The sequence below is a fragment of the Entomoplasma ellychniae genome, assembly GCF_002930155.1.
Classification (GTDB): Bacteria; Bacillota_I; Bacilli_A; order Mycoplasmatales; family Mycoplasmataceae; genus Entomoplasma; species Entomoplasma ellychniae.
In genome coordinates this window covers 471,234-492,889 of sequence record NZ_PHND01000001.1, presented here as the reverse complement: position 1 = coordinate 492,889, position 21,656 = coordinate 471,234, and the positions used below count along the sequence as shown (strand labels likewise).

Here is a 21,656-nt window from a genome sequence, read left to right as displayed (position 1 = left end):
ATAAAAGGTGAAAAAAATGAAAAAACTTATTAAATCATTAAGTGCTATAGGATTAGTTGTTACAACTTCAACAGTTGTTATTTCTTGTGAAAAAACTATTCCAGCATCATTAGTATCATTAGGTAACCCTTCTACACTTAATCAAATTGATATTGGACAAAAAACTTCATTACCCATTGCAATCAATAATAGTATTGAAGGTTCAACTTTAAAAGTTGTTTCTTCTGATCCAAAAGTATTAACTGCTGAGGTGGTAGAAAATGAAATTTCAATTGAAGGTATTGGAATAGGAGATGCTTTCATAACAGTAAGTTATGAAAATGCTCTAGATATAAAAATAAAAATTAAAGTTGTTGCTTTTGAAAAAAAAGATTTATCTAAAATTATTTTAGATCTAGGTAAACCTTCAGAAGAAACACCTAGCAAAGAAGACATTATAAAAGCTTTAAATGCAAGAATAGATGAAAAATTAACTGAAGAAGACGATATTACTATCGAAATTACAGCCAAATCTTCAACAAATTATGCTTATTTTACAATTAAAGCAAAAGAAAAATCACAATTCGTTACCGGTGAATTAAGAAATGAAATTAAAGAAGTTGATGCTAATGAACCAAATGAAAGTGGTGGTTCAACAAAAAAATCAGAAGCACCTAATCAATCAGAAAATAATGAATAAAAAACTTTTAAAATTTATATAATAAATTTACAAGTTCACAAAACAATACTGCACATTAACAAAACTAAAGAAATTAATAAAACTATTTTTGAAATTCTTCTGTTTAATCCTTCTTGAGGGCTAAAAGTAGGTTGATATCTTTGTAATTTATTATTATGGTATCTTAAGGACATGCGACTTCGCATTAAACCTAATATTACTCAACAAATGGATAAAACTATAAAACCAGATGTTATTAAATATTCTCAATAATTTTTAGTGCTTTTATTTATTAAATGGTCGATTAGAAAAGTTAACCCGATATAGGACAATGAAATAACTAAAACAATTAAATAGTCATAATACCTTAGTTTTTTAGCACTTTTATAAGTTGTTACTTTTTGTAAGGTTTCTCTTTCAAAATTTGATGCTTTATTGTTATGTGAATTTGTTTTTTGTGTTGAATCTTTTAGCATAATGAACCTTTTATATAATGTTACAACTTTTAAAAATTTTTAAACATAATATTTATCATCAATGTTACATAAATACCAAAAGGAGATAAAATGCAAAAGCCAAATAAGATATTATCTGTAAAAGATGTGGAAGTAAAGTTTCGGGTTAGAAACAGAATTTTAACCGCTATTAGGAGTGTTTCGTTTGATTTATATGATGGTGAAATTTTAGCAATTGTTGGTGAATCTGGTTCTGGAAAATCAGTTATTACAAAAACATTTACTGGTATGTTAGAGACTAACGGATGAATAAGTGAAGGTTCAATTGTTTATAAACCAATTCAAGAAGCTATTGATGACCAAAAAGCCTTTTTTAAAAAACCCTTTGATATTGCAAATGTAGAAAAAGTATTAATTGATTCTGGGGTTGTTAGTTTTGTAAAGAAAAAAAATCAAAAACAGACAAATAAAATTAAAACTCAGATAAAACACATATTGAGTCTCAATCCAGAAGAAACAACTAAAATTGTAAATAAAAAGGAATTACTTGAAAAATTGGAGATAAAAATTAATAAGTTAGAATTATTAATAACTGATTTAAATGAAAAATCTTTAGAATTTAAAAGGCATAAAAATTTTAAAAAAATTTCAAAAATTACAAGTAAAATAAATAAATGCGTCTTAGATAAAGAAATTATTATAAATGATGAAAAAAGAAATGAGTTAATTTCTAATTTAAATCAAAAAATTATTGAACTTGAAGTCGACACAATGAAGGTTAGAAAAATGAATAACTTTGAAAAAAATACACTTCGAAAAGTTATTGCAGCTATTGAAGCTTTTATTGATAGCGATATTGCTATAAGTGAATCTTTGCAAAAACAAATTGATAATTACTTCACCAATAAAAGTTTTTTAAGTAATTTAGAATTTGAATTAAAGGCTATTTATGATCAAATCATCAATCATAAGACAGTTGACAAAGAACACTTTATTAACTTAATGTTTGATTGAGATCAAATTTCTAAAAATTATATTACCAACAAAAAAAATGCAAATAAATCTATGCGAGAACTAAGAGGTAAAACGATTGCAACAATATTTCAAGATCCAATGACTTCTTTAAATCCTTTATTAACGGTTGGTTTTCAAATTACTGAAATCTTAAGAAGACAATCGCATTATTCGAGAGAAGAAGCCAAAAAACAAGCAATCATATTATTAGAACAAGTTGGGATACCTGATGCTAAAACACGTTATAAAGATATTCCTGGTCAGTATTCTGGTGGAATGAGACAAAGAGTTGTTATTGCAATTGCTTTAGCTTGTAAACCAAAAATTTTAATTTGTGATGAACCAACAACAGCACTTGATGTAACTATTCAAGCTCAAATTTTAAAGTTGATTAAAGATTTACAAAAAATATACAAATTTTCTGTTATTTTTATTACTCATGATTTAGGTGTAGTTGCTAGTATTGCGGATCGTGTGGCTGTTATGTATGCAGGTCAAATTGTAGAAATTGGAACTAGTCATGAAATTTTTAAACAACCAAAACATCCATACACTTGAGCGCTACTTTTATCTTTACCTCAGTTAGGAACAAAAGGTGAAAGAATTTATTCTATAGCTGGTACACCACCCAGTTTATTCAATGAAATTAAAGGTGATGCTTTTGCTCCAAGGAATAAACACGCTCTTGCAATTGATTATATACATGAACCACCAATGTTTAAAGTCACTGAAACTCATTATGCTAAAACCTGGTTGTTACACGATAATTCAAAAAAAGTTGAACCACCAAAAGAAATATTAGAAAGAATTAAAAAAGGTAGCTAAATATGTTAAAAGACGATAAAGAAGTTTTATTAAATGTCCGAGATTTAGTTATTGAATTTAGAAATAAGGGTAGAAAATTCCAAGCTGTTAAAAATGTTTCTTTTGATATTTATAAACAAGAAATCTTTGGATTGGTGGGTGAATCTGGTTCTGGAAAAACAACTATTGGTCGAGCAATAGCTGGTGTTCAAGAAATAAAGGATGGTTCTATATATTTAGATAATCAAATTGTAGCTGGTCAACCAACATCTCTTTATAAACTAAATCAGCAAATAAACAAAAATATTTATGTTATAGAAAATAAATATATAGTAAACTGCAATTATATTGAAAAATTAATTTTTCAATTAAAACTTTCTTATGTTAAATATAAAGATAATCCTGAAATGTTGATAAAAGCAAACTGAAAAAAAGTGTTTGCTAGCTCAAAAATAGCTTTAATTCACCATTTAACAAAAGATTGTTTAAAATTTATTAATCAAAACATTAAAAACTTTGAACGAATTAATCAATTTGTTACTAATATTCACAATTACATTCCTGAAGTGCCAATTGAATTAGAAAATTCTATTTTAGCCAAAAATGTAGACACAAAAGATATTTTTCTTAAATTAAAAGAAAAAATAAGTTTAGACTTTTTTGATCTTGATGAAATACAGAACAAGGTTAATGAAGTTATAAAAAATAAGAAGCAAACTTCTTTTATAGAGTTATTGCACTTCATTTTTACTAAGCTAGAACTTATTAAATTAAATAACGATAAGATTCTTAGAAGAATAAACATAGCAAAACATTTAGAAAAACAAAATCTTGATCTTTCAGCTCCAAGAGATAATAAAAACAAAATTATAAAATCTTATTATGATCAAATTTACATTAAAAAGTTAGATTTTAAGTTAGCACTAGTTGATGTCATTAATCAAAAAATAAGTATTTCAAAAGAGGCAAAAATTTTAAATGACAAACTAGCAGAAGAAAGCAATGATAATCAAGAGTTGATAGATCTTTATATTACAGATTTAAATATAATTAAAGAATTTTGAAAATGAAAAAACAAAAAAATTGCTCTTAATGAAAGACAAACTAATAATATTGTTGAATTAATAAAATATTTAAAACTGCCATCAATTGATGATTTAGTCCAAGAATCTTATTTATTTAGTATCCCAACAAAGCAACAAAAACGTCAAAACAGAAAAAACATTCAAATGATTTTTCAAGATCCAGGGTCTTCGCTAAACGAAAGGATGTCTGTTGAAAACGTTATTGCTGAAGGTTTAGAAAATTTTCAAGAGTTATATAAATCTGATGAGATACTTGATGAATATATTGATTATTATAATTCTCAAGAATTAAACAATATAATATCCAAAGATAATATTAAAAATTTTAATGAAGTTAAAAAATATGTAATTTTAAAATTGATAGAATCTGTTGGGTTGCTACCAGAACATTTATCAAGATACCCCCATGAATTTTCAGGTGGACAAAAACAACGTATAGGAATCGCTAGAAGCCTTGCATTGAAACCCAAAATTATAATAGCTGATGAACCAATATCAGCTCTTGATGTTTCTATTAGAGCACAAGTTTTAAATTTATTTCAACAATTTAAAGAAGATTATGGCTTAACATATTTCTTTGTAACCCATGATCTATCTGTTGTTAAATTTATTGCTGATAGAATTGCTGTTATTTATCATGGCGAAATTGTCGAAATGGCATTAGCTGAAGAACTATTTAAAAATCCATTACATCCTTATACTAAAAGTTTATTATCAGCAATTCCAGTTCCAGATCCAGATTATGTTTTTGATAAAGAACTTATTGAATATCGCCCTTGAAAAGAACATTACGATTATATTTTTGACATGCCAAAGTTTGTAGAGTTCTCAGACAATCATTTTGTTTTAGCTAATAAAAGAGAAATTGAAAAAATGAAAAAAAGTTAAATTGATTTTGAATAAAAAAGTTAAATGTTAAAAAATATTTATAAAATAAAAACTACCTTTAATAAATGGGAAATATAAAATCTACACTTCTAAAAAGAAAGGTAGGTTTTTTTATTTTAAATATTTAACAAAAGAACAATGACCTAAAATGATAAAATTGAAATGAGGCAAGTATGAAGAATGCTTTTAAAGTAGCTATTAACAACAGGAAAACCAGTCAGAATGCAAAATTTAACACGAAGAATTATACTGAAAAGCATTTTAGTTAATAATATAGGTGTGAATGTAATACAAACAAAGCAATGAAACGGTAGGACTCACAAAAGAGATGACTCTGACATATTCTCAATTATTAATGATTTAAACGATGAATCTGATTATACATTGGCACTAAAAATGTAGCACTAAAAATAATAATAATAATAATAATAATTGATTTTAAATAAATTAATGAAAAGGGTAATCCTATTTTGATAGGCACTACTAGTGTTGAATGATCAGAACAAATTTCAAGATACTTAGAAAAAGCTGGTTTAAAATCTGATTATTTAAAAAATAAGGTTTTGGAATTGCTAATCTAAGTAAATGTATTTATGGAGTAGAAGAATAGCTATTATATTATCTCAAAACGGGATAATAATAAGCGATATAACTCTTCGTAATTACATGACAAAGTGAGGTATCACAACATTTACGCTTAAAAGCAAAAGCAAGCAAGAAGTAAAAAAACAAATGTTAAATACAATGATTTTGTTAATATAAACTACAACCCGTCTATTAATAATATAATAGCAACATATGTTTATTATATGCCTGCATATTGTCTTCAAAACCATATTTATTTATCAATTGCTATTGTTCATAAAACTAAAAAAGTAGAATCTTGGGAGCTGTCCGAAACTAATGATGTATCATTGGTGGTTGACACTTTAAGCAAACTTAATAGAAAAAATTTCATTTGACATTCTGATCATAATTTTCAGTATTTATCACATGATGTTGTCAATAAAATTAAAAAAATGAGGGCAAAACTTCTATGAGTAGAATAGGCAATTCTTTAGATAACAGAGAGTCAGAGTATTTCTTTGGAAGCTTAAAAAAAGAGTGTTTAAACAAAATAAATACCAAAACAATGAAATTAAAAGAAATTTATAACAATTTGAAATCATATATAAGTTGATACAATAATAATATAATGTGAAGGTGATGAATTATCAACCCAACTTTTACTAGTATTAGTTAATTAATAAACTGTAGATTTTATTTTTTCAGTTTTTAATAAGGATAGTTTTTATTTTAAAGTTTTGTTAACTCATTTAAAATAAGTTATTGTTTTTTTAAGTAAATAACTATTTTTTTAAATTAATGCTTTATAATTATTATTGGTGAGTTCAACACACACGGAATTGTGAAGGGAGGAAATATCAATGCCAACAATTAATCAATTAGTTAAAACAAATCGTAAAGCTAAAACTTGAAAAACAAAAGCACCTGCTCTAAATAGAGGGGTTAACTCTTTAAAAAAGAAAGTAACTAAAGTTTCATCACCTCAAAAAAGAGGAGTATGTACTCGTGTTGCTACAATGACACCTAAAAAGCCTAACTCTGCCCTACGTAAATACGCACGTGTAAGATTAACAAACGGAATGGAAGTTAATGCTTATATACCTGGAGAAGGGCATAACCTGCAAGAACACTCAGTTGTACTTATTCGTGGTGGAAGAGTTAAAGATTTACCCGGAGTACGTTACCATATAGTTCGTGGAACACTAGATACTCAATCTGTAAATAACCGTCAAAAATCTCGTTCATTGTACGGAACTAAAAAACCTAAGAAATAAAAGATATTCAATAATTATAACACCGTTGAAATCAACCACAATTATGATTAAACAAGAAAAAAATGAAAGGACCTAAAAAACATGCGTAAAAATCAAGCCGAAAAAAGAGACGTTTTAGCAGATCCAAAGTACAACTCAAAATTAGTTACACGTGCCATTAACAAAATTATGTTAGATGGTAAAAGGGGTATTGCTCAAACTATTATTTATGATGCATTTGATATCATAAAAGAAAAAACTGGTCAAGATCCTGTTGAAATTTTTAATAAAGCAATTGAAAACATTCAACCTCACTTAGAATTAAAAGTTCGTCGTATTGGTGGTGCTAACTATCAAGTTCCCGTTGAAGTTTCAGCAGAAAGACAAATTACTTTAGCATTGCGTTGATTAATTAGTTATTCAAGATTAAGAAATGAAAAAGTTATGACTATCAAATTAGCTAACGAAATTATTGATGCTTCAAACAACATGGGTGGATCTGTTAAAAAACGTGAAGACACTCACAAAATGGCAGAAGCAAATAAAGCATTTGCACATTATCGTTGATAATATTATCAATTTTAAATATATACACAAAATAAGGAGAAAAAAATGGCAAGAGAATATAGCCTAAACAACACTCGAAACTTTGGTATTATGGCTCATATTGATGCTGGTAAAACAACAACAACAGAGCGTATATTATTCCATACTGGTAAAATTCATAAAATTGGTGAAACTCATGAAGGAGCTTCGCAAATGGACTGGATGGCACAAGAACAAGAGCGTGGTATTACTATTACTTCAGCAGCTACAACAGCCTTCTGAAATAATAATAGATTCAACATAATTGATACGCCAGGTCACGTTGACTTTACTATTGAAGTTGAACGTTCATTGCGTGTACTTGATGGAGCTGTAGCGGTTCTTGATGGTCAATCTGGTGTTGAACCTCAAACTGAAACAGTTTGAAGACAAGCAACAACATATAGAGTTCCTCGTATAGTTTTTGTTAACAAAATGGACAAAACTGGTGCAGATTTTATTTATTCAGTTAAATCAATTGGTGATAGATTAGGGGCAAAAGCTGTTCCAATTCAATTACCCATTGGTGCTGAAGATAACTTTTCTGGGCTTATTGATTTAGTTGAAATGAAAGCTTATGGTTTTGATGGTAAAGCAGAAGAAATAGCAACTGATATTGCTATTCCTGCTAACTTATTAGATCAAGCACAAGAATTAAGAGATAAATTAGTTGAAACTGCTGTTGAATATGATGAAGAATTGATGATGAAATTTTTAGATGGAGAAGAAATAACTGTTAGCGAATTAAAATTAGCAATTCGTAAAGGTGTTCTATCAGCTGAATTCTTTCCAGTATTAGCTGGTTCAGCTTTTAAAAACAAAGGTGTTAAATTATTATTAGATGCAGTTATTGATTATCTTCCATCACCACTTGACGTTCCTTCAATTAAAGGAGTCTTACCAAATGGGCAAGAAGCAGAAAGACAAGCAGATGATAAAGAGCCTTTTTCAGCATTGGCTTTTAAAGTTATGACAGACCCATTTGTTGGAAAACTAACTTTCTTTAGAGTTTATTCAGGTGTACTACAAAAAGGAAGTTATGTATTAAACTCAACAAAAGGTGAAAAAGAACGTGTAGGACGTATTTTACAAATGCACGCCAACAACCGTAATGAAATTGATGAAGTGTATGCTGGAGATATTGCTGCAGCAGTTGGTTTAAAACAAACTACAACTGGAGATACATTAGTTGATGAAAAACACGAAATCATTTTAGAATCAATGGTATTTCCAGAACCAGTTATTCAATTAGCTTTAGAACCAAAAACTAAAGCTGATCAAGAAAAAATGGGATTAGCTTTATCTAAACTTGCAGAAGAAGATCCAACTTTTAAAACATTTACTGATGAAGAAACTGGACAAACTATTATTGCAGGAATGGGTGAACTTCATTTAGATATTATTGTTGACCGTATGAAAAGAGAATTCAAAGTTGAAACAAACGTTGGAGCACCTCAAGTTTCATATCGCGAAACAATAAAATTACCAGCTAAATCAGAAGGTAAATATGTTAAACAATCAGGTGGACGTGGATCATATGGTCACGTTGTTATTGAATTTGAACCAAATCATGATAAAGGTTTTGAATGAATTGATAAAATTACTGGTGGACGTGTTTCAAAAGAATACATCAATGCTGCCCGTAATGGTTTAGAGTCAGCTTTACAAAATGGTATTGTTGCTGGATACCCAATGATTGATGTTAAAGCAACAATCGTTGATGGATCTATGCATGATGTCGATTCAAATGAAATGGCATATAAAATTGCTGCATCATTTGCACTTAAAGAAGCAGCAAAAAAAATGAACCCAATTATTTTAGAACCTATAATGAATGTTGAAGTAACAATTCCTGATGAGTATTATGGAGATGTTATGGGTAATATTTCATCAAAAAGAGGTTTAATTGAAGGATCAGAACAAAGAGGTAACGCACAAACAGTTAAGTCGAAAGTTCCTCTAACTGAGATGTTTGGTTATGCCACTGAACTTCGTTCATTTACACAAGGTCGTGGAAACTATACTATGATCTTTAGTCATTATGCAGAAGCACCAAAGAGTGTAGCAGAAGAAATTATTAAAAAATCAGGTAAATAATTTAAATTATTATCATTAAATATTAACAATAAATATATATAATTAATTAATAGAAACGCCCCTACGGGGGCGGTAAAGATACTAGAAAGTAAATCTAATATCGCAAAAACTATACAAGGAGAAATAAACAAATGGCAAAAGAAGCATTTGATCGTAGTTTACCCCACGTTAACATTGGTACTATTGGACACGTTGACCATGGTAAAACTACTTTAACAGCTGCAATTACAAAAGTATTAGCAGCAAAAGGTGGAGCAGAGTTTAAAGATTACGCAAATATCGATAATGCTCCAGAAGAAAGAGAACGTGGTATTACTATTAATACATCACACGTTGAATATAAAACTGAAAAAAGACACTACGCTCACGTAGACTGTCCTGGACATGCCGATTATGTTAAAAACATGATTACTGGTGCTGCTCAAATGGATGGTGGAATATTAGTTGTTGCTGCAACTGATGGACCTATGCCTCAAACTCGTGAGCACATCTTGTTATCAAGACAAGTTGGAGTTCCAAAAATCGTTGTTTTCTTAAACAAATGTGACATGGTTGATGATGAAGAGATGATCGACTTAGTTGAAATGGAAGTTAGAGATTTATTATCTGCTTATGACTTTGATGGAGATGGAGCACCTGTTATTAGAGGGTCAGCTTTAGGAGCATTAAATGGTGATGCTAAATGAGTTGCTGCAATTGAAGAATTAATGGCAGCAGTTGATGAATACATCCCAACTCCACCTCGTGATTCAGACAAAACATTCTTAATGCCTGTAGAAGACGTATTTACTATTACAGGTCGTGGAACTGTTGCAACTGGACGTGTTGAACGTGGAACTGTTAAAGTTAACGAAGAAGTTGAAATCGTTGGATTACACCCAGCAGCTTCAAAAACTGTTGTTACTGGTTTAGAAATGTTTAGAAAATTATTAGACTTTGCTGAAGCAGGGGATAATGTTGGAGCATTATTACGTGGTGTTGATAGAGACAGTATTGAACGTGGACAAGTTTTAGCTAAAATTGGAACTATTAAACCTCATACTAAATTAAAAGCATCTGTTTATGCATTAACTACTGAAGAAGGTGGACGTCATAAACCGTTCTTTAACAAATACCGTCCTCAGTTTTACTTCCGTACAACTGATGTTACTGGTGAAGTAATCTTACCTGCAGGAATCGATATGGTTATGCCTGGGGATAATGTTGAATTAATTATTGAATTAATCAAACCTATCGCTGTGGAAGAAGGAACTAAATTCTCAATCCGTGAAGGTGGAAGAACTATTGGTGCTGGAACTGTTACAAGTATTGAAGCTTAATTAAAATTTAAGAAATAAAAGAACTCTTTTTTAAGAGTTTTTTTATTTTTACTTGCTTTATAGTTAGTGTAATGTTTTATAATCAACTTATGATAAAAGGAGACATGTATGAAGCAATATCATTCAATAATAAATAATAAAAAAATAGATAATGGAAATTGATTAGAAATAATCAATCCATCAACAAATCAAGTTTATGCACAAGTGTCAGCTTTAACTAAAATTGGACTTGATGAAGCTTTTAAATCAGCTAGATCAGCTTTCAAAATATGAAGCTCATTAAATGTAGAAAAAAGAAAAGAAATATTAGTTAACTGAAAAAAATTAATATTGTTAAATAAAGAAGAGTTAGCACAAATATTAGTTAGCGAAGTTGCAAAATCACATAAAGATGCCTTATCAGAAATTATTAGAACCAGTGAGTATATTGATTTAACGATCAGTGAATTTGAAAATATGGAGTTATTAACTTTTGACAATACTTACAATGGGATACAAGAAAATATTTATGCTGAATACCACAGGATTCCTAAAGGTGTGGGAGTTGCTATTTCACCATTCAACTATCCTGTTAATTTAAGTATCTCCAAATTAGCTCCAGGTATTTTAACTGGAAATACATTTGTATTTAAACCAGCAACTCAAGGTTCTGTTGTTGGTATTAGACTAATTGAATTAGCTATTGAAGCTGGTATTCCTGCTGGGGTTTTAAATGTTGTTACAGGAAAAGGAAAAGATATTGGTGATGATATAGTTAAAAATAATGAAATTGATTTTATTTCCTTTACTGGATCAGTGGGCGTAGGAAATAGAATAAAAGAATTAGCTTCATCAAAAGATTTAGTTTTAGAACTTGGTGGGAAGGATGCAGCAATTATTTTAGATGATCATAATCTTGAAAATATTGCAAGTGATATAGTTGCTGGTGCATTTAGTTATTCTGGACAAAGATGCACTGCAATAAAGAGAGTTATAACAACAAATGCTATAGCAGATAAAATTTCACCTTTATTAAAGTTAGAAGTAGAAAAATTAACTGTTGGTCTGCCAACTGAAAATACTATAATAGTTCCACTGATTGATAAAAAAAGTGCTGATTATGTTGAAGAACTAATCAATGATGCGATACAACATCAAGCGATTGCTTTAACTAGTATTAAACGTAAAGAAAATTTGATTTGACCAGTATTATTAGATAAAGTCTCACTAAAGTCTAAAGTGGCTTGAGAAGAACCTTTTGGACCTATATTACCAATAATTAGAGTTGAAAAAATTGATGATATGATTAAAGTTGCTAATGAATCAAATTTTGGTCTTCAAACAACAATTTATTCTAAAGATGAAAAATTAGCTTATGAGTTAGCTTTTAAATTAGAAGTTGGAACTATAAATATTAATCGTAGAACTCAACGAGGACCTGATGTTTTACCATTTTTAGGTGTTAAAGATTCTGGTTTTGGAGTTCAAGGTATTAAAGAAACAATAATGTCAACAACTAGATATAAAGGAATAATTAGAAAAAAATAAACATGAATCAGTGTTTGTAATTATATCTATTCTTATTAATGCTTTTACATTAATCTTTTATAAGCTTAATAATTTATCTAATGTGTCTCCAACACCGCCTTCATTGTTTGTTAAATCAGTAATGATAGAAGCAACTTCTTGTAGTTTTGGATTTGCATTTTTTAAAGCAACACTAGTTCCAACAGTTTTTAACATTTCATAATCATTTAGTTGATCACCAAATGCGATTGTGTGTTTTAAAGATATGTTGTAATATTGAGCAACCATTTCAGCTGCAAAACCTTTATTAACAAATTTATTATTAATTATAAGTATAGGTTTTTCGCTAATGTGTTCAACACCATAAATTAAATCAGATTTAACTATAACAGAATTACCAAAATCTTTTTTTAGTGTATCAACTATATACTTAAAATTAGTATTAGACTTAAGTTTTATTATTAAGTTACTTGCAGGGCCTTTTCAATCATTGATAATATCTCCCATTTCAGTTTTATCTTCTGAATCAACTACAAAAAATTTATCTTTAGGATTTAAAGACATACCATGATTATAATATTCAACAACAGCATTATCTATTAAATCATTTAATACTTCATGTTTGAATATTTGTTTAATAATTGTTTCACTTATTGGCAGAACTATTCTTTTAAATTGCTTGTGAACAGGATCTGATATATGACCACCATCTAGTGAGATAAGTATAGTTGACATATTAAGGTCTTTGTATATTTTTTCGGCATCTCTTGAGACTCTACCAGTACAAATGCAAACTATATGACCTGCTTGAGCTGCTTTTTCTAATGAATTTCGAGTTTTAGGATGAATGGAAATATGGTCATCCATTAAAGTTGTACCATCTAAGTCTATTAAGATAAGTTTTTTAATTATTTTATTTTTCATTTTCTAATTACCTATTCATTTTTATAATATGATTTTAACACAAAACCTAACTACCCAAAAGATTCCAAGAATATTATTAAATGAAACAATATTTAATAATGTGAATTAATCATAGAGAAAAGCATATAAGTTATAATAAATAAAGAATAAAGAATATAAGGAGACCCATGAAAAAATTATCAACAAATGAAATTAGAAATATGTGACTTAACTTTTTTAAAAGTAAAAATCACCACTTTTTACAACCAGTTAGTTTAATACCTGTTGAAGATCCATCTTTGCTTTGAATTAATTCTGGAGTTGCAACCTTAAAACCATATTTTGATGGTAGAAAAAATCCACCAGCACCAAGATTAACCAATTCGCAAAAAGCGATAAGAACTAATGATATTGAAAATGTTGGTGTTACAGCTAGACACCACACAATGTTTGAAATGCTAGGTAATTTTTCTATTGGGGATTATTTTAAAAAAGAAGCTATCGAATTTGCTTGAGAATTGTTAACAAGTGAAAAATGATTTGCAATTGATAAAAATAAACTGTACATAACAGTTTTTGAAGAAGATCAAGAAGCATATGATATTTGAGTTAATACAATTAAAATTAAATCAGATCATATCTTTAAAATGAAAAGAGAAACAAATTTTTGAGATGTAGGACAAGGTCCTTGTGGTCCAAACACTGAAATATTTTTTGATCGTGGTGAAAAATGAGATAAAGAAAATATAGGTATAAAATTATTATCAAAAGATATTGAAAATGATAGATATATAGAAATATGAAATATTGTTTTTTCACAGTTTAATAACGATGGAAAAAATCAATATTTTGAATTACCAAGAAGAAATATAGATACTGGAGCTGGTTTAGAAAGAATAGCTTCTATTTTTCAAGATACACCCACCAACTTTGAAACTGATATTTTTTGACCAACAATAAATAAAATACAATCATTAACAAAAAATAATTTTTCATATTCAATTGAAAACTATACCAACCCAAAAGAAGAACTAACTAAAATAAACACAAATTTTAAAGTTATTGCTGATCATGTTCGAGCAACTAGTTTTGCAATTGCTGATGGAGTTTTTCCAGGTAATAAAGAACGTGGGTATATTATTAGACGACTTATTAGAAGAGCTTTAATTAAAGGTTTAAATTTAGGAATAGAAAATACATTTTTATACACTTTAGTTGATTGTGTCATTGAATCAATGTCTGATTTTTATCCATACTTAATTGATAAAAAAGAATTAATTATTAAAACAATTAAAACAGAAGAAGAAAAGTTTTTGCTAACTTTAAATAAAGGTTATGAAGTTTTGGATAAAATTATTTTTTCTAAAAAAATAGTATCTGGTGAAGATGCTTTATTATTATTTGAATCATATGGTTATCCAATTGAACAAACTCTAGAAATTGCTGAAGAAAAAAAAGTTAAAGTAGATATTGATAAATTTTATAAATTAATGGATTTAAAAAAACAAGAGGCTAGAGAATCAAGAAAAGAGTTAAAAGCTTGAGATAATCAAAATGAATTATTTACCAAATTAAATATTACTTCTGAATTTACAGGTTGAGAAGAAACAATTTATAATTCAGCTAAAGTTCTTTATATATTCGACGAGAATGGTTCAATTGAAAAAGTTAATAATAAAAATGTATTTGTAATTTTAGATAAAACCCCATTTTATGCTGAAAAAGGTGGGCAAGCAGGTGATTCTGGAGTATTGGTAAAAAATGGTATTGAATTTAAAGTAACTGATACACAACAAGGCCCAAAAAATCAAAATATTCACTCAGTAAATGTCACTGGTGAGTTAAGTGTTGGTGACGTTGTTAATGCTATTGTGGACCATGAAAAAAGAGTTCTGACAATGAAAAATCATTCAGGAACACATATTATTCATTCAGCTTTAAGAGCAGTTTTAGGACATGATGTTATGCAATCTGGTTCATATAATGACGAATTTGGATTAAGAATGGATTTTACATATAATGAATCTATAACTCATGAAGATCTTAAAAAAGTTGAAGATTTAGTTAATACAAAAATTCATGAATCAATTAAAAGGGAAGTTTATTTTTGTTCTATTCAAGATGCTACAAACAAATATAATGCTTTAGCATTTTTTGCTGAAAAATATGATGAGATAGTTAGGGTTGTAAAGTTTGGCGATTTTTCTAGTGAATTGTGTGGTGGAACACATGTAAAAAATACCAAAGACATTGAAGAATTATTAGTAACTAGCATACAGTCAAAAGGAAGCGGAGTTTATAGAATAAAGTGTTTAACATCTTTTAAAACTATTTCAAAGTATATAAAAGAAGAATTTAAAATATATTTACAAAAAATAAAGGAAATCAAAACTAAATATAATAACCTTAAAAATATTTTTGAATCCAAAGAATTAGAACAAATATTTGAGTATGTTAATAAACTTGAAATTTCAAAATTAAATTATGAAATTTTGAAGTCAAAACTTGTAACTTTAAATGATAAATTTAAAGTATTTGAAAAGAAAGTTTTAGATTTGCAATCTGAACAAAAAATTAATCTTTACAAAAACTATAAACCAGAATTAGTTGAAGGAGTTAATTATGTAACAATTGAAGCAGAAGGTTTAATTATACCTGTAATTAAAGTTTTAATTGATGAGTATAAAAACAAATATGATAGATTGATAATAAAAGTTTTTTCAAAAACAACAGATCAAAACTTTGTTGTAGTAGGAGTTACACAAGACATTCAAGACAAATATAAAGCAATAGATATATTTAAAACCTTAGAAAAACAACCAAAGGGTGGTGGCAATGCATCACTTGCTCAGGGAAAATATATTTAAAATAAGAATATGTTATAATTATTTGAAAAGAAAGGATCGGGAATTATGGACATTTTTAAAAGAGCTTTATCAACAATGTTAAATGGTTTTTTAGGGGTTATAACTGTTGGTATTCTACCTTTGGTATTATGACTGTTAGACAAACCATTAGTAGGACAAATGTTGTTAGGTACACCTCAAGCATCAAATAGAGTGCAAGCATTAGTTTATGGAATATTTTTTGTTTTAATATCAATAACTATTATTGGGCTTATCTTAATAATGATTTGATGTGTATTAGGTAAAGAGCCGCTAGCTTTAGAAGTTACTAAATTATTAGTTAAGTAATTTAACCAATCACAAAAATTGCTATGGCAATTTTTTTATATTCCCAATTAATTTAGATGTACTATTTATTTACTAAAAACATATTAATTCAAATAACTGAAGATTTAAAAAATAAAAAGTTTTTAATTGGTGATTTAGAATTTGATATATTACCTCAAAATATAATTAATGATTCATTTTCTTCTTCTAATTGAAATAGAGCATTTAAGTTTAAACCAAATAAAGAAGTTTTAGAATATAAAACATTTTTTACTATGGTTGAAATAGATTTATTTTTTAAAAATAATAAGATTGAAGTTTTAACTAAAAAATCTTTTTTTCAAAACATAATAAATCAACCTTATTTTAAAAATTGTTTTTTAAATGAAATAGTTAAACACTATTTTAAAAATACGCTAAGATCTAGTAAAACTTTAGATAATGAATCACTTTTTTTAGCCAAGTATAAACCAGAGAATAAAAAAGATATTTTAAGAATTGATTCATTTGATAGATTTGTAATATTTGATGAAAATATAGATTTTTCAAAAAAGAAATTTCAAACTTTATTTATATATAAAAAAGGTTTAAAAAAAGCAACTTGAAGTGTAAATAGTAAAAATCAATTAATATATAAAATACCAAATAATTTAACAAGTGAATTAATTAATCAAGCATTTGCTTTTGATTTAAATGGTCAATATTTTTTAATAAACAATAACTCAAAAAATAATCCTAACTTAATTTTTGAGTTATTAATAAATGACAATCTTGTTCAAAAAACTTTATTACAAAGTATTATTCAAGCATTAAACTCAATAGAGGATCAACACACTTCTTGACATTTATATAATTTTACAAAAGAATTAAAGTATATAGAAAATGATATTAACAACTTATCAAGCAACCATGAAATAATAAGTTTGAAAAGTAAAATATTTAAACAAAATTATTTAAATTTGTTACCTAAGTTAAATAAATAATTTACTCAAAAATAAAACATGCTATAATTAAATAGACTGATTTTTATTGTGGGAGAAGTGTCTAATGCTTCACATGTACCACAGCGAGTAAAAAACAGCCGACTAAAATTTACATTAGGAGGAATAGCCCGTGGCTAAAAAAATCACACGTATCGCAAAATTAGAATTTATGGCGATGCAAGCAAAACCAGGAGCAGAGTTAGCTTCATTAGGAATTAACATGCCTGAGTTTACAAAACAGTTTAACGATGCTACAAAAGATCGTGCAGGAGACGTTGTTCCTGTAGTTATTACAGCTTATGATGATAAGTCATTTGACTTTATACTAAAAACAACACCAGCAGCTATTTTATTAAAAAAAGCAGCAGGAATTGAAAAAGGTTCAAGTAATGCTAAAGCTAAAATAGTTGGATCTGTATCAGCTGCTCAAATTAAAGAAATAGCTGAATACAAATTAATAGACCTAAATGCTAACACAGTTGAAGCTGCCATGAAAATAATTGCAGGTACTGCAAAAAATATGGGAATCAAAGTTGAAGGTATGGAGGAAGTTAACTAATGGCTAAAATTTCAAAGAGAATGAATAGTGCTAATGCATTAGTAGAAAAACATAAAGTTTACTCTTTAGAAGAAGCTATCAAGTTAACTAAAGAAACTGCAACTACTAAATTTGATTCAACTGTTGAGTTAAGTTTTAATCTAAATATTGATCCAAGAAAAGCAGATCAGCAAATTCGTGGAGCAATAGTTTTACCAGCTGGTACTGGTAAATCACAAAAGATTTTAGTGTTAACAAATACTAAAGTTAAAGAAGCTCAAGAGGCAAAAGCTGATTTTGTTGGTGGGGAAGAATTGATTCAAAAAATTCAAAAAGAAAACTGATTTGGATTTGATATAATAGTAGCTACACCAGAAATGATGGCAAAATTAGGAGCTATTGGTAAAATTTTAGGACCAAAAGGTTTAATGCCTAACCCTAAAACAGGAACTGTAACTGTTGATGTAACTAAAGCAATTGATGAAATTAAAAAAGGTAAAATTGAATACCGTGCTGATAAAGAAGGAAACATCCATACAATTATTGGTAAGGCATCTTTTACACCAGAACAATTAATACAAAACTATGAAGCTATGAAAGCTGAAATTAGAAGAGTTAAACCACAAACTGTTAAAGGTGATTATATTATTAATATTTCACTTTCAACAACAATGGGTCCTGGTATTAAAGTTGAAACAAACTAAAAATATTTTAAAAAAGATTTATTGCGAGCAAATTATTGTGAGCAAAAAGCAATTTCATTTTGAAGTTGCTTTTTGTTTGTTTTAGGTAATCACAAGATGGGGGTTTTTTAGATTTAATTTTAATTCTAGTGTAGTTTTAATATTTTTTTGTTACTTTAGAAACTTGATCTAAATTACTTTGTTTAAAACTTCAAGAAATTCTGTTTTCATTGTAAAAAAAGTTTTACATGCACGTTATTCGAAGTTATGATTTAGATTTCAAAAAATTATAAATTTTTTTCGTATCTTTTTAAATGTCTTGATAAATTTATTGCTGTTAATTTTAAAAAAGCAAAGCCAAATATAGAGCCATTATCAACATATTTTAGCACACTAAGATAATAAACTTTTTATTCGAAGGTATATAAGATACATTTGTAACTCATAATTTATTCTTCTTCATAGTCATCTCACTTTAAGTTCCTTTGGTTTGTTTGATCTTGTCAAGAAAAGTGAACACAAAAAATTTCATATTAAAAATTAGTTAAAGAAAACATTTTTTATCTTTTTGGCGCACTTATAGTTATATTCAGAAATGAAAAACGCTAACCTGAGCTAGCGTTAGTTGGGTAACAAACTAAAGATTTTATTTACATTACGAGTAGTTTTTTTGATATAAGTTTAACGAATTAGTCTGCGTGTAAATATCCAAAAACCAAAACCTATTACTGTTGCGCTTATTAATATTAAAACTAATTGATATACAACAGGATTATAAAAGTTTTTGATTATCGATTTATTGAGATTCGGAACTATTTGCAATGGTTTGAATTCTAATATTTGATTACTTTCTTCTTCGGAACTATTTATGAAATTACTATTAACAGAGTAATTAGCAAAAATCCAGTAGTAAAAAAAGTTTTCAAAGTTTTTTATTTTTTGTCAATCATCAACAAAAAAGTTAGGCGATACAATACTTGAATAAATTAATATACCTGGCAATACATATATATATTTTTTAATTGAACTTATTTCATCTTTTTCAAAATCATTTGGTTTAGTTTTCATTAATGTGTTAATAGCAATCAAATTTGATAACTGGTTTCATGCTTGCAAACCAACAGGTATTTGTACTTCACCTTTTTGTGCATAATCATTTAGTTTATTGTTTCAATCCCGATTGTCTCAAATTTCTAATTGTCTAGAAATATTTTGTGTATAAAACTTAGGTGATGAATTTAAAGGAAATGTTGAATTGTTTATTAAAACTCTTTTAGCAAAATTTATTATAATTTCATTTCACTTTTGACTTTCTGAATTAAAAAATTCATTCTCAATTATTTTTGATACTTTTTCAATTTCTTTTAATAAAAATGAAAAGTTATTTTTATTAACAACTTCAATAACATTTAAAGAGTTTTTATAATCAGTTGAAAGACTTTCAAATAAATGCTTTTTTTCATAAATTCTTTCATTTATTTTATACATCATTGTATCTTTAAATTCATCATTAATTTCCAAAGTTTCTTTTTCATCATCGTCTTCTGAGAAAACTTTATTAATTGTTTTAATGTCATAAATTCCGTTTTTTATGATAAAGAAAGAATACTTATCAAACCCTGTTTTTTTTGCGATTGTTTGATCCTCGCCAATAAATTTTTTATTCAATATTTGATTCGAATGAAATCCTTCGTTTAATATTCTTTCTGCTAGTGAATCTTTTTCGATTCCGGCTTTGAAAGCTTGATCGGTATCATATTCTACATAAAGAGAAGTTGTATCTGGTAAAGTGGGTGATGTTCGTAGTTCTTTAGGTATTAATAACACCGAACCCATACCAAATAATGGTAAAAACAAACACAAGATAAAAAATAATGAAGAAACAGATAATGTAATCTTATTTTTTAAAAAAGCAAATACAAAAAGAAATACAGCGGTGATTAAAAAATCAATTGGTAATAATACAAACACTATAAAAGGATAGTTGTTCATTTCGTATGGAATTTTTATTGAGCAAACTATCAACATTATTATCGACAGTATAAATAAATAACTAATTGTTAAAGTTTTGTTTGCTATTAACCTATTAAAAAATATTTCTAAATAATTAGAACCTTTTCTTCTTTCTAAATTCATAATTCCCTTATTGAAATCTTCACAAAACAAAGCATCAAGATTTACTATTTCATAAACACCCAAACTTAAAATTCCAATAATAAAAAACAACATCAAACCAATAGCGTTGGTATCTTTAAAACCGATTAGAAAATAACTTGAAATAATTATAATAACTGTTGTAATAGGAAATCAAAATAAGTTAAACTTAGAAACTCATGTTTTTTTCAAAGAAAGATGTAGTGAAGCTTTATTTCATTTTTTTAATAAACTTATTTTCATATTAATATCCTTTCAAAATTTCTTCAACTTTTATTTTAGATTTTGGATTTCTAATATTTTTTTCATAGAGTTCAGCTAAGTTGTCTTTTTTGTTATTGAAGTTTTTTTCTAAAATAATTTCACCTTTATCAACCAAAACAACTTTGTTAATAAGTTTTTCTAATTCTTCAATATCATGACTAGTAATTAAAACTATCAGATCAAACTTTTCAATTAACTTTTTAAAAAGTAAAATAAAGTCTTTTCTTGTTTGAATATCCATATTAGCCATTGGTTCATCACAAATTATCATTTCTGGCTTATTCATCAAAGCACAAAGTAATAAAAATCTTTTTTGCATTCCTGAAGACAGATGTAAAAACTTTTTATTTTTATATTCTAATAGTTCAAGTGATTCACTTAATTCTTTAAAACGTATTTTAAATTGTTTTTTATTTCCATCAATATTTGATAGCAAATAATTATGATAACAATAATCTATAATTTTAAAGTTTTTTGGAAAGTTATTTTGATCTGGGAAAAACTCAATTTTTCTTAAATCATATTTGCTTATTGATTTACCATTGACCAAAATTTCTCCTTGGTCTAATCTATATTCTTTAAATATAGATTTAATAATAGTTGTCTTACCAGCCCCATTGTTTCCTATTAACCCAAGCACTTCACCATTTTTAATTGAAAAATTTACATTATTAAGAGAAAAGTTTTTAGAAAGTTTTTTACTAACGTTTTTTAGAATTAGTTCCAT

Annotated in this window: 18 protein-coding genes and 1 pseudogene; 15 read left to right on the top strand and 4 right to left on the bottom strand. The window is 27.4% G+C overall.

The window, feature by feature from the left end; translation table 4 throughout:
* Positions 1-16 precede the first annotated feature (16 nt).
* Positions 17-679, top strand: coding sequence for a hypothetical protein (locus tag EELLY_RS02190; RefSeq protein ID WP_104205839.1), 663 nt, complete (start codon positions 17-19; stop codon positions 677-679).
* A gap of 14 nt (positions 680-693) precedes the next feature.
* On the opposite strand, the gene EELLY_RS02185 is transcribed toward EELLY_RS02190, so the two are convergent.
* The gene (locus EELLY_RS02185; RefSeq protein ID WP_104205838.1) at positions 694-1,134 is read right to left on the bottom strand and encodes a hypothetical protein; all 441 of its coding nucleotides are present in this window, start codon (positions 1,132-1,134) and stop codon (positions 694-696) included.
* Positions 1,135-1,224: 90 nt separating this feature from the next.
* Here EELLY_RS02185 and oppD point away from each other — a divergent pair, with 90 nt between their 5' ends.
* The 9 genes and pseudogenes from oppD to EELLY_RS02135 all read left to right on the top strand — a co-directional run bounded on the left by oppD (position 1,225) and on the right by EELLY_RS02135 (position 12,252).
* Entirely contained in the window at positions 1,225-2,952 is a 1,728-nt protein-coding gene (gene oppD, locus EELLY_RS02180) for an oligopeptide ABC transporter ATP-binding protein OppD (protein WP_104205837.1), read from the top strand.
* A 2-nt stretch (positions 2,953-2,954) separates the two neighbouring features.
* Complete coding sequence (gene oppF / locus EELLY_RS04350) at positions 2,955-4,904, top strand: oligopeptide ABC transporter ATP-binding protein OppF (protein WP_104205836.1); 1,950 nt, start codon at positions 2,955-2,957, stop codon at positions 4,902-4,904.
* Between the two features lie 449 nt (positions 4,905-5,353).
* A pseudogene (locus EELLY_RS04425) lies at positions 5,354-5,464 on the top strand (preprotein translocase subunit SecA); the annotation flags it as partial.
* 476 nt (positions 5,465-5,940) lie between these two features.
* The gene (locus EELLY_RS02160) at positions 5,941-6,147 is read left to right on the top strand and encodes an IS3 family transposase (protein WP_104205833.1); all 207 of its coding nucleotides are present in this window, start codon (positions 5,941-5,943) and stop codon (positions 6,145-6,147) included.
* 184 nt (positions 6,148-6,331) lie between these two features.
* Positions 6,332-6,745 (top strand): 30S ribosomal protein S12, encoded by a 414-nt coding sequence (gene rpsL / locus EELLY_RS02155; RefSeq protein ID WP_104205832.1) that lies wholly within the window; start codon positions 6,332-6,334, stop codon positions 6,743-6,745.
* Between the two features lie 81 nt (positions 6,746-6,826).
* On the top strand, positions 6,827-7,294 hold the full coding sequence (rpsG, locus tag EELLY_RS02150; protein ID WP_104205831.1) for a 30S ribosomal protein S7: 468 nt from the start codon (positions 6,827-6,829) through the stop codon (positions 7,292-7,294).
* A gap of 42 nt (positions 7,295-7,336) precedes the next feature.
* Positions 7,337-9,406 (top strand): elongation factor G, encoded by a 2,070-nt coding sequence (fusA, locus tag EELLY_RS02145; RefSeq protein ID WP_104205830.1) that lies wholly within the window; start codon positions 7,337-7,339, stop codon positions 9,404-9,406.
* A 131-nt stretch (positions 9,407-9,537) separates the two neighbouring features.
* A complete protein-coding gene (gene tuf / locus EELLY_RS02140) occupies positions 9,538-10,725 on the top strand; it encodes an elongation factor Tu (RefSeq protein WP_104205829.1) in 1,188 nt (395 codons plus the stop codon).
* Between the two features lie 108 nt (positions 10,726-10,833).
* Positions 10,834-12,252 carry an aldehyde dehydrogenase family protein gene (locus EELLY_RS02135; RefSeq protein WP_104205828.1) on the top strand — a complete coding sequence of 473 codons (1,419 nt, stop codon included), beginning with the start codon at positions 10,834-10,836 and terminating at the stop codon, positions 12,250-12,252.
* 57 nt (positions 12,253-12,309) lie between these two features.
* Here EELLY_RS02135 and EELLY_RS02130 read toward each other — a convergent pair whose 3' ends face one another.
* On the bottom strand, positions 12,310-13,155 hold the full coding sequence (locus EELLY_RS02130; RefSeq protein WP_104205827.1) for a Cof-type HAD-IIB family hydrolase: 846 nt from the start codon (positions 13,153-13,155) through the stop codon (positions 12,310-12,312).
* Between the two features lie 167 nt (positions 13,156-13,322).
* Between EELLY_RS02130 and alaS the strand changes: the two genes are divergently transcribed.
* The 5 genes from alaS (at position 13,323) to rplA (ending at position 18,532) form a co-directional block, all read left to right on the top strand.
* Complete coding sequence (alaS, locus tag EELLY_RS02125; protein WP_104205826.1) at positions 13,323-16,001, top strand: alanine--tRNA ligase; 2,679 nt, start codon at positions 13,323-13,325, stop codon at positions 15,999-16,001.
* Positions 16,002-16,046: 45 nt separating this feature from the next.
* Positions 16,047-16,328, top strand: coding sequence for a hypothetical protein (locus EELLY_RS02120; RefSeq protein ID WP_104205825.1), 282 nt, complete (start codon positions 16,047-16,049; stop codon positions 16,326-16,328).
* 56 nt (positions 16,329-16,384) lie between these two features.
* A complete protein-coding gene (locus EELLY_RS02110; protein ID WP_146063617.1) occupies positions 16,385-17,290 on the top strand; it encodes a hypothetical protein in 906 nt (301 codons plus the stop codon).
* Between the two features lie 130 nt (positions 17,291-17,420).
* Positions 17,421-17,849 (top strand): 50S ribosomal protein L11, encoded by a 429-nt coding sequence (gene rplK / locus EELLY_RS02105; protein WP_104205822.1) that lies wholly within the window; start codon positions 17,421-17,423, stop codon positions 17,847-17,849.
* On the top strand, positions 17,849-18,532 hold the full coding sequence (gene rplA / locus EELLY_RS02100) for a 50S ribosomal protein L1 (protein WP_104205821.1): 684 nt from the start codon (positions 17,849-17,851) through the stop codon (positions 18,530-18,532). The genes rplK and rplA overlap by 1 nt, the downstream gene beginning before the upstream one ends.
* Positions 18,533-19,192: 660 nt before the next feature.
* Here rplA and EELLY_RS02095 read toward each other — a convergent pair.
* Positions 19,193-20,908 carry a hypothetical protein gene (locus EELLY_RS02095; protein WP_104205820.1) on the bottom strand — a complete coding sequence of 572 codons (1,716 nt, stop codon included), beginning with the start codon at positions 20,906-20,908 and terminating at the stop codon, positions 19,193-19,195.
* A 1-nt stretch (position 20,909) separates the two neighbouring features.
* On the bottom strand, positions 20,910-21,656 hold the full coding sequence (locus tag EELLY_RS02090) for an ATP-binding cassette domain-containing protein (protein ID WP_104205819.1): 747 nt from the start codon (positions 21,654-21,656) through the stop codon (positions 20,910-20,912).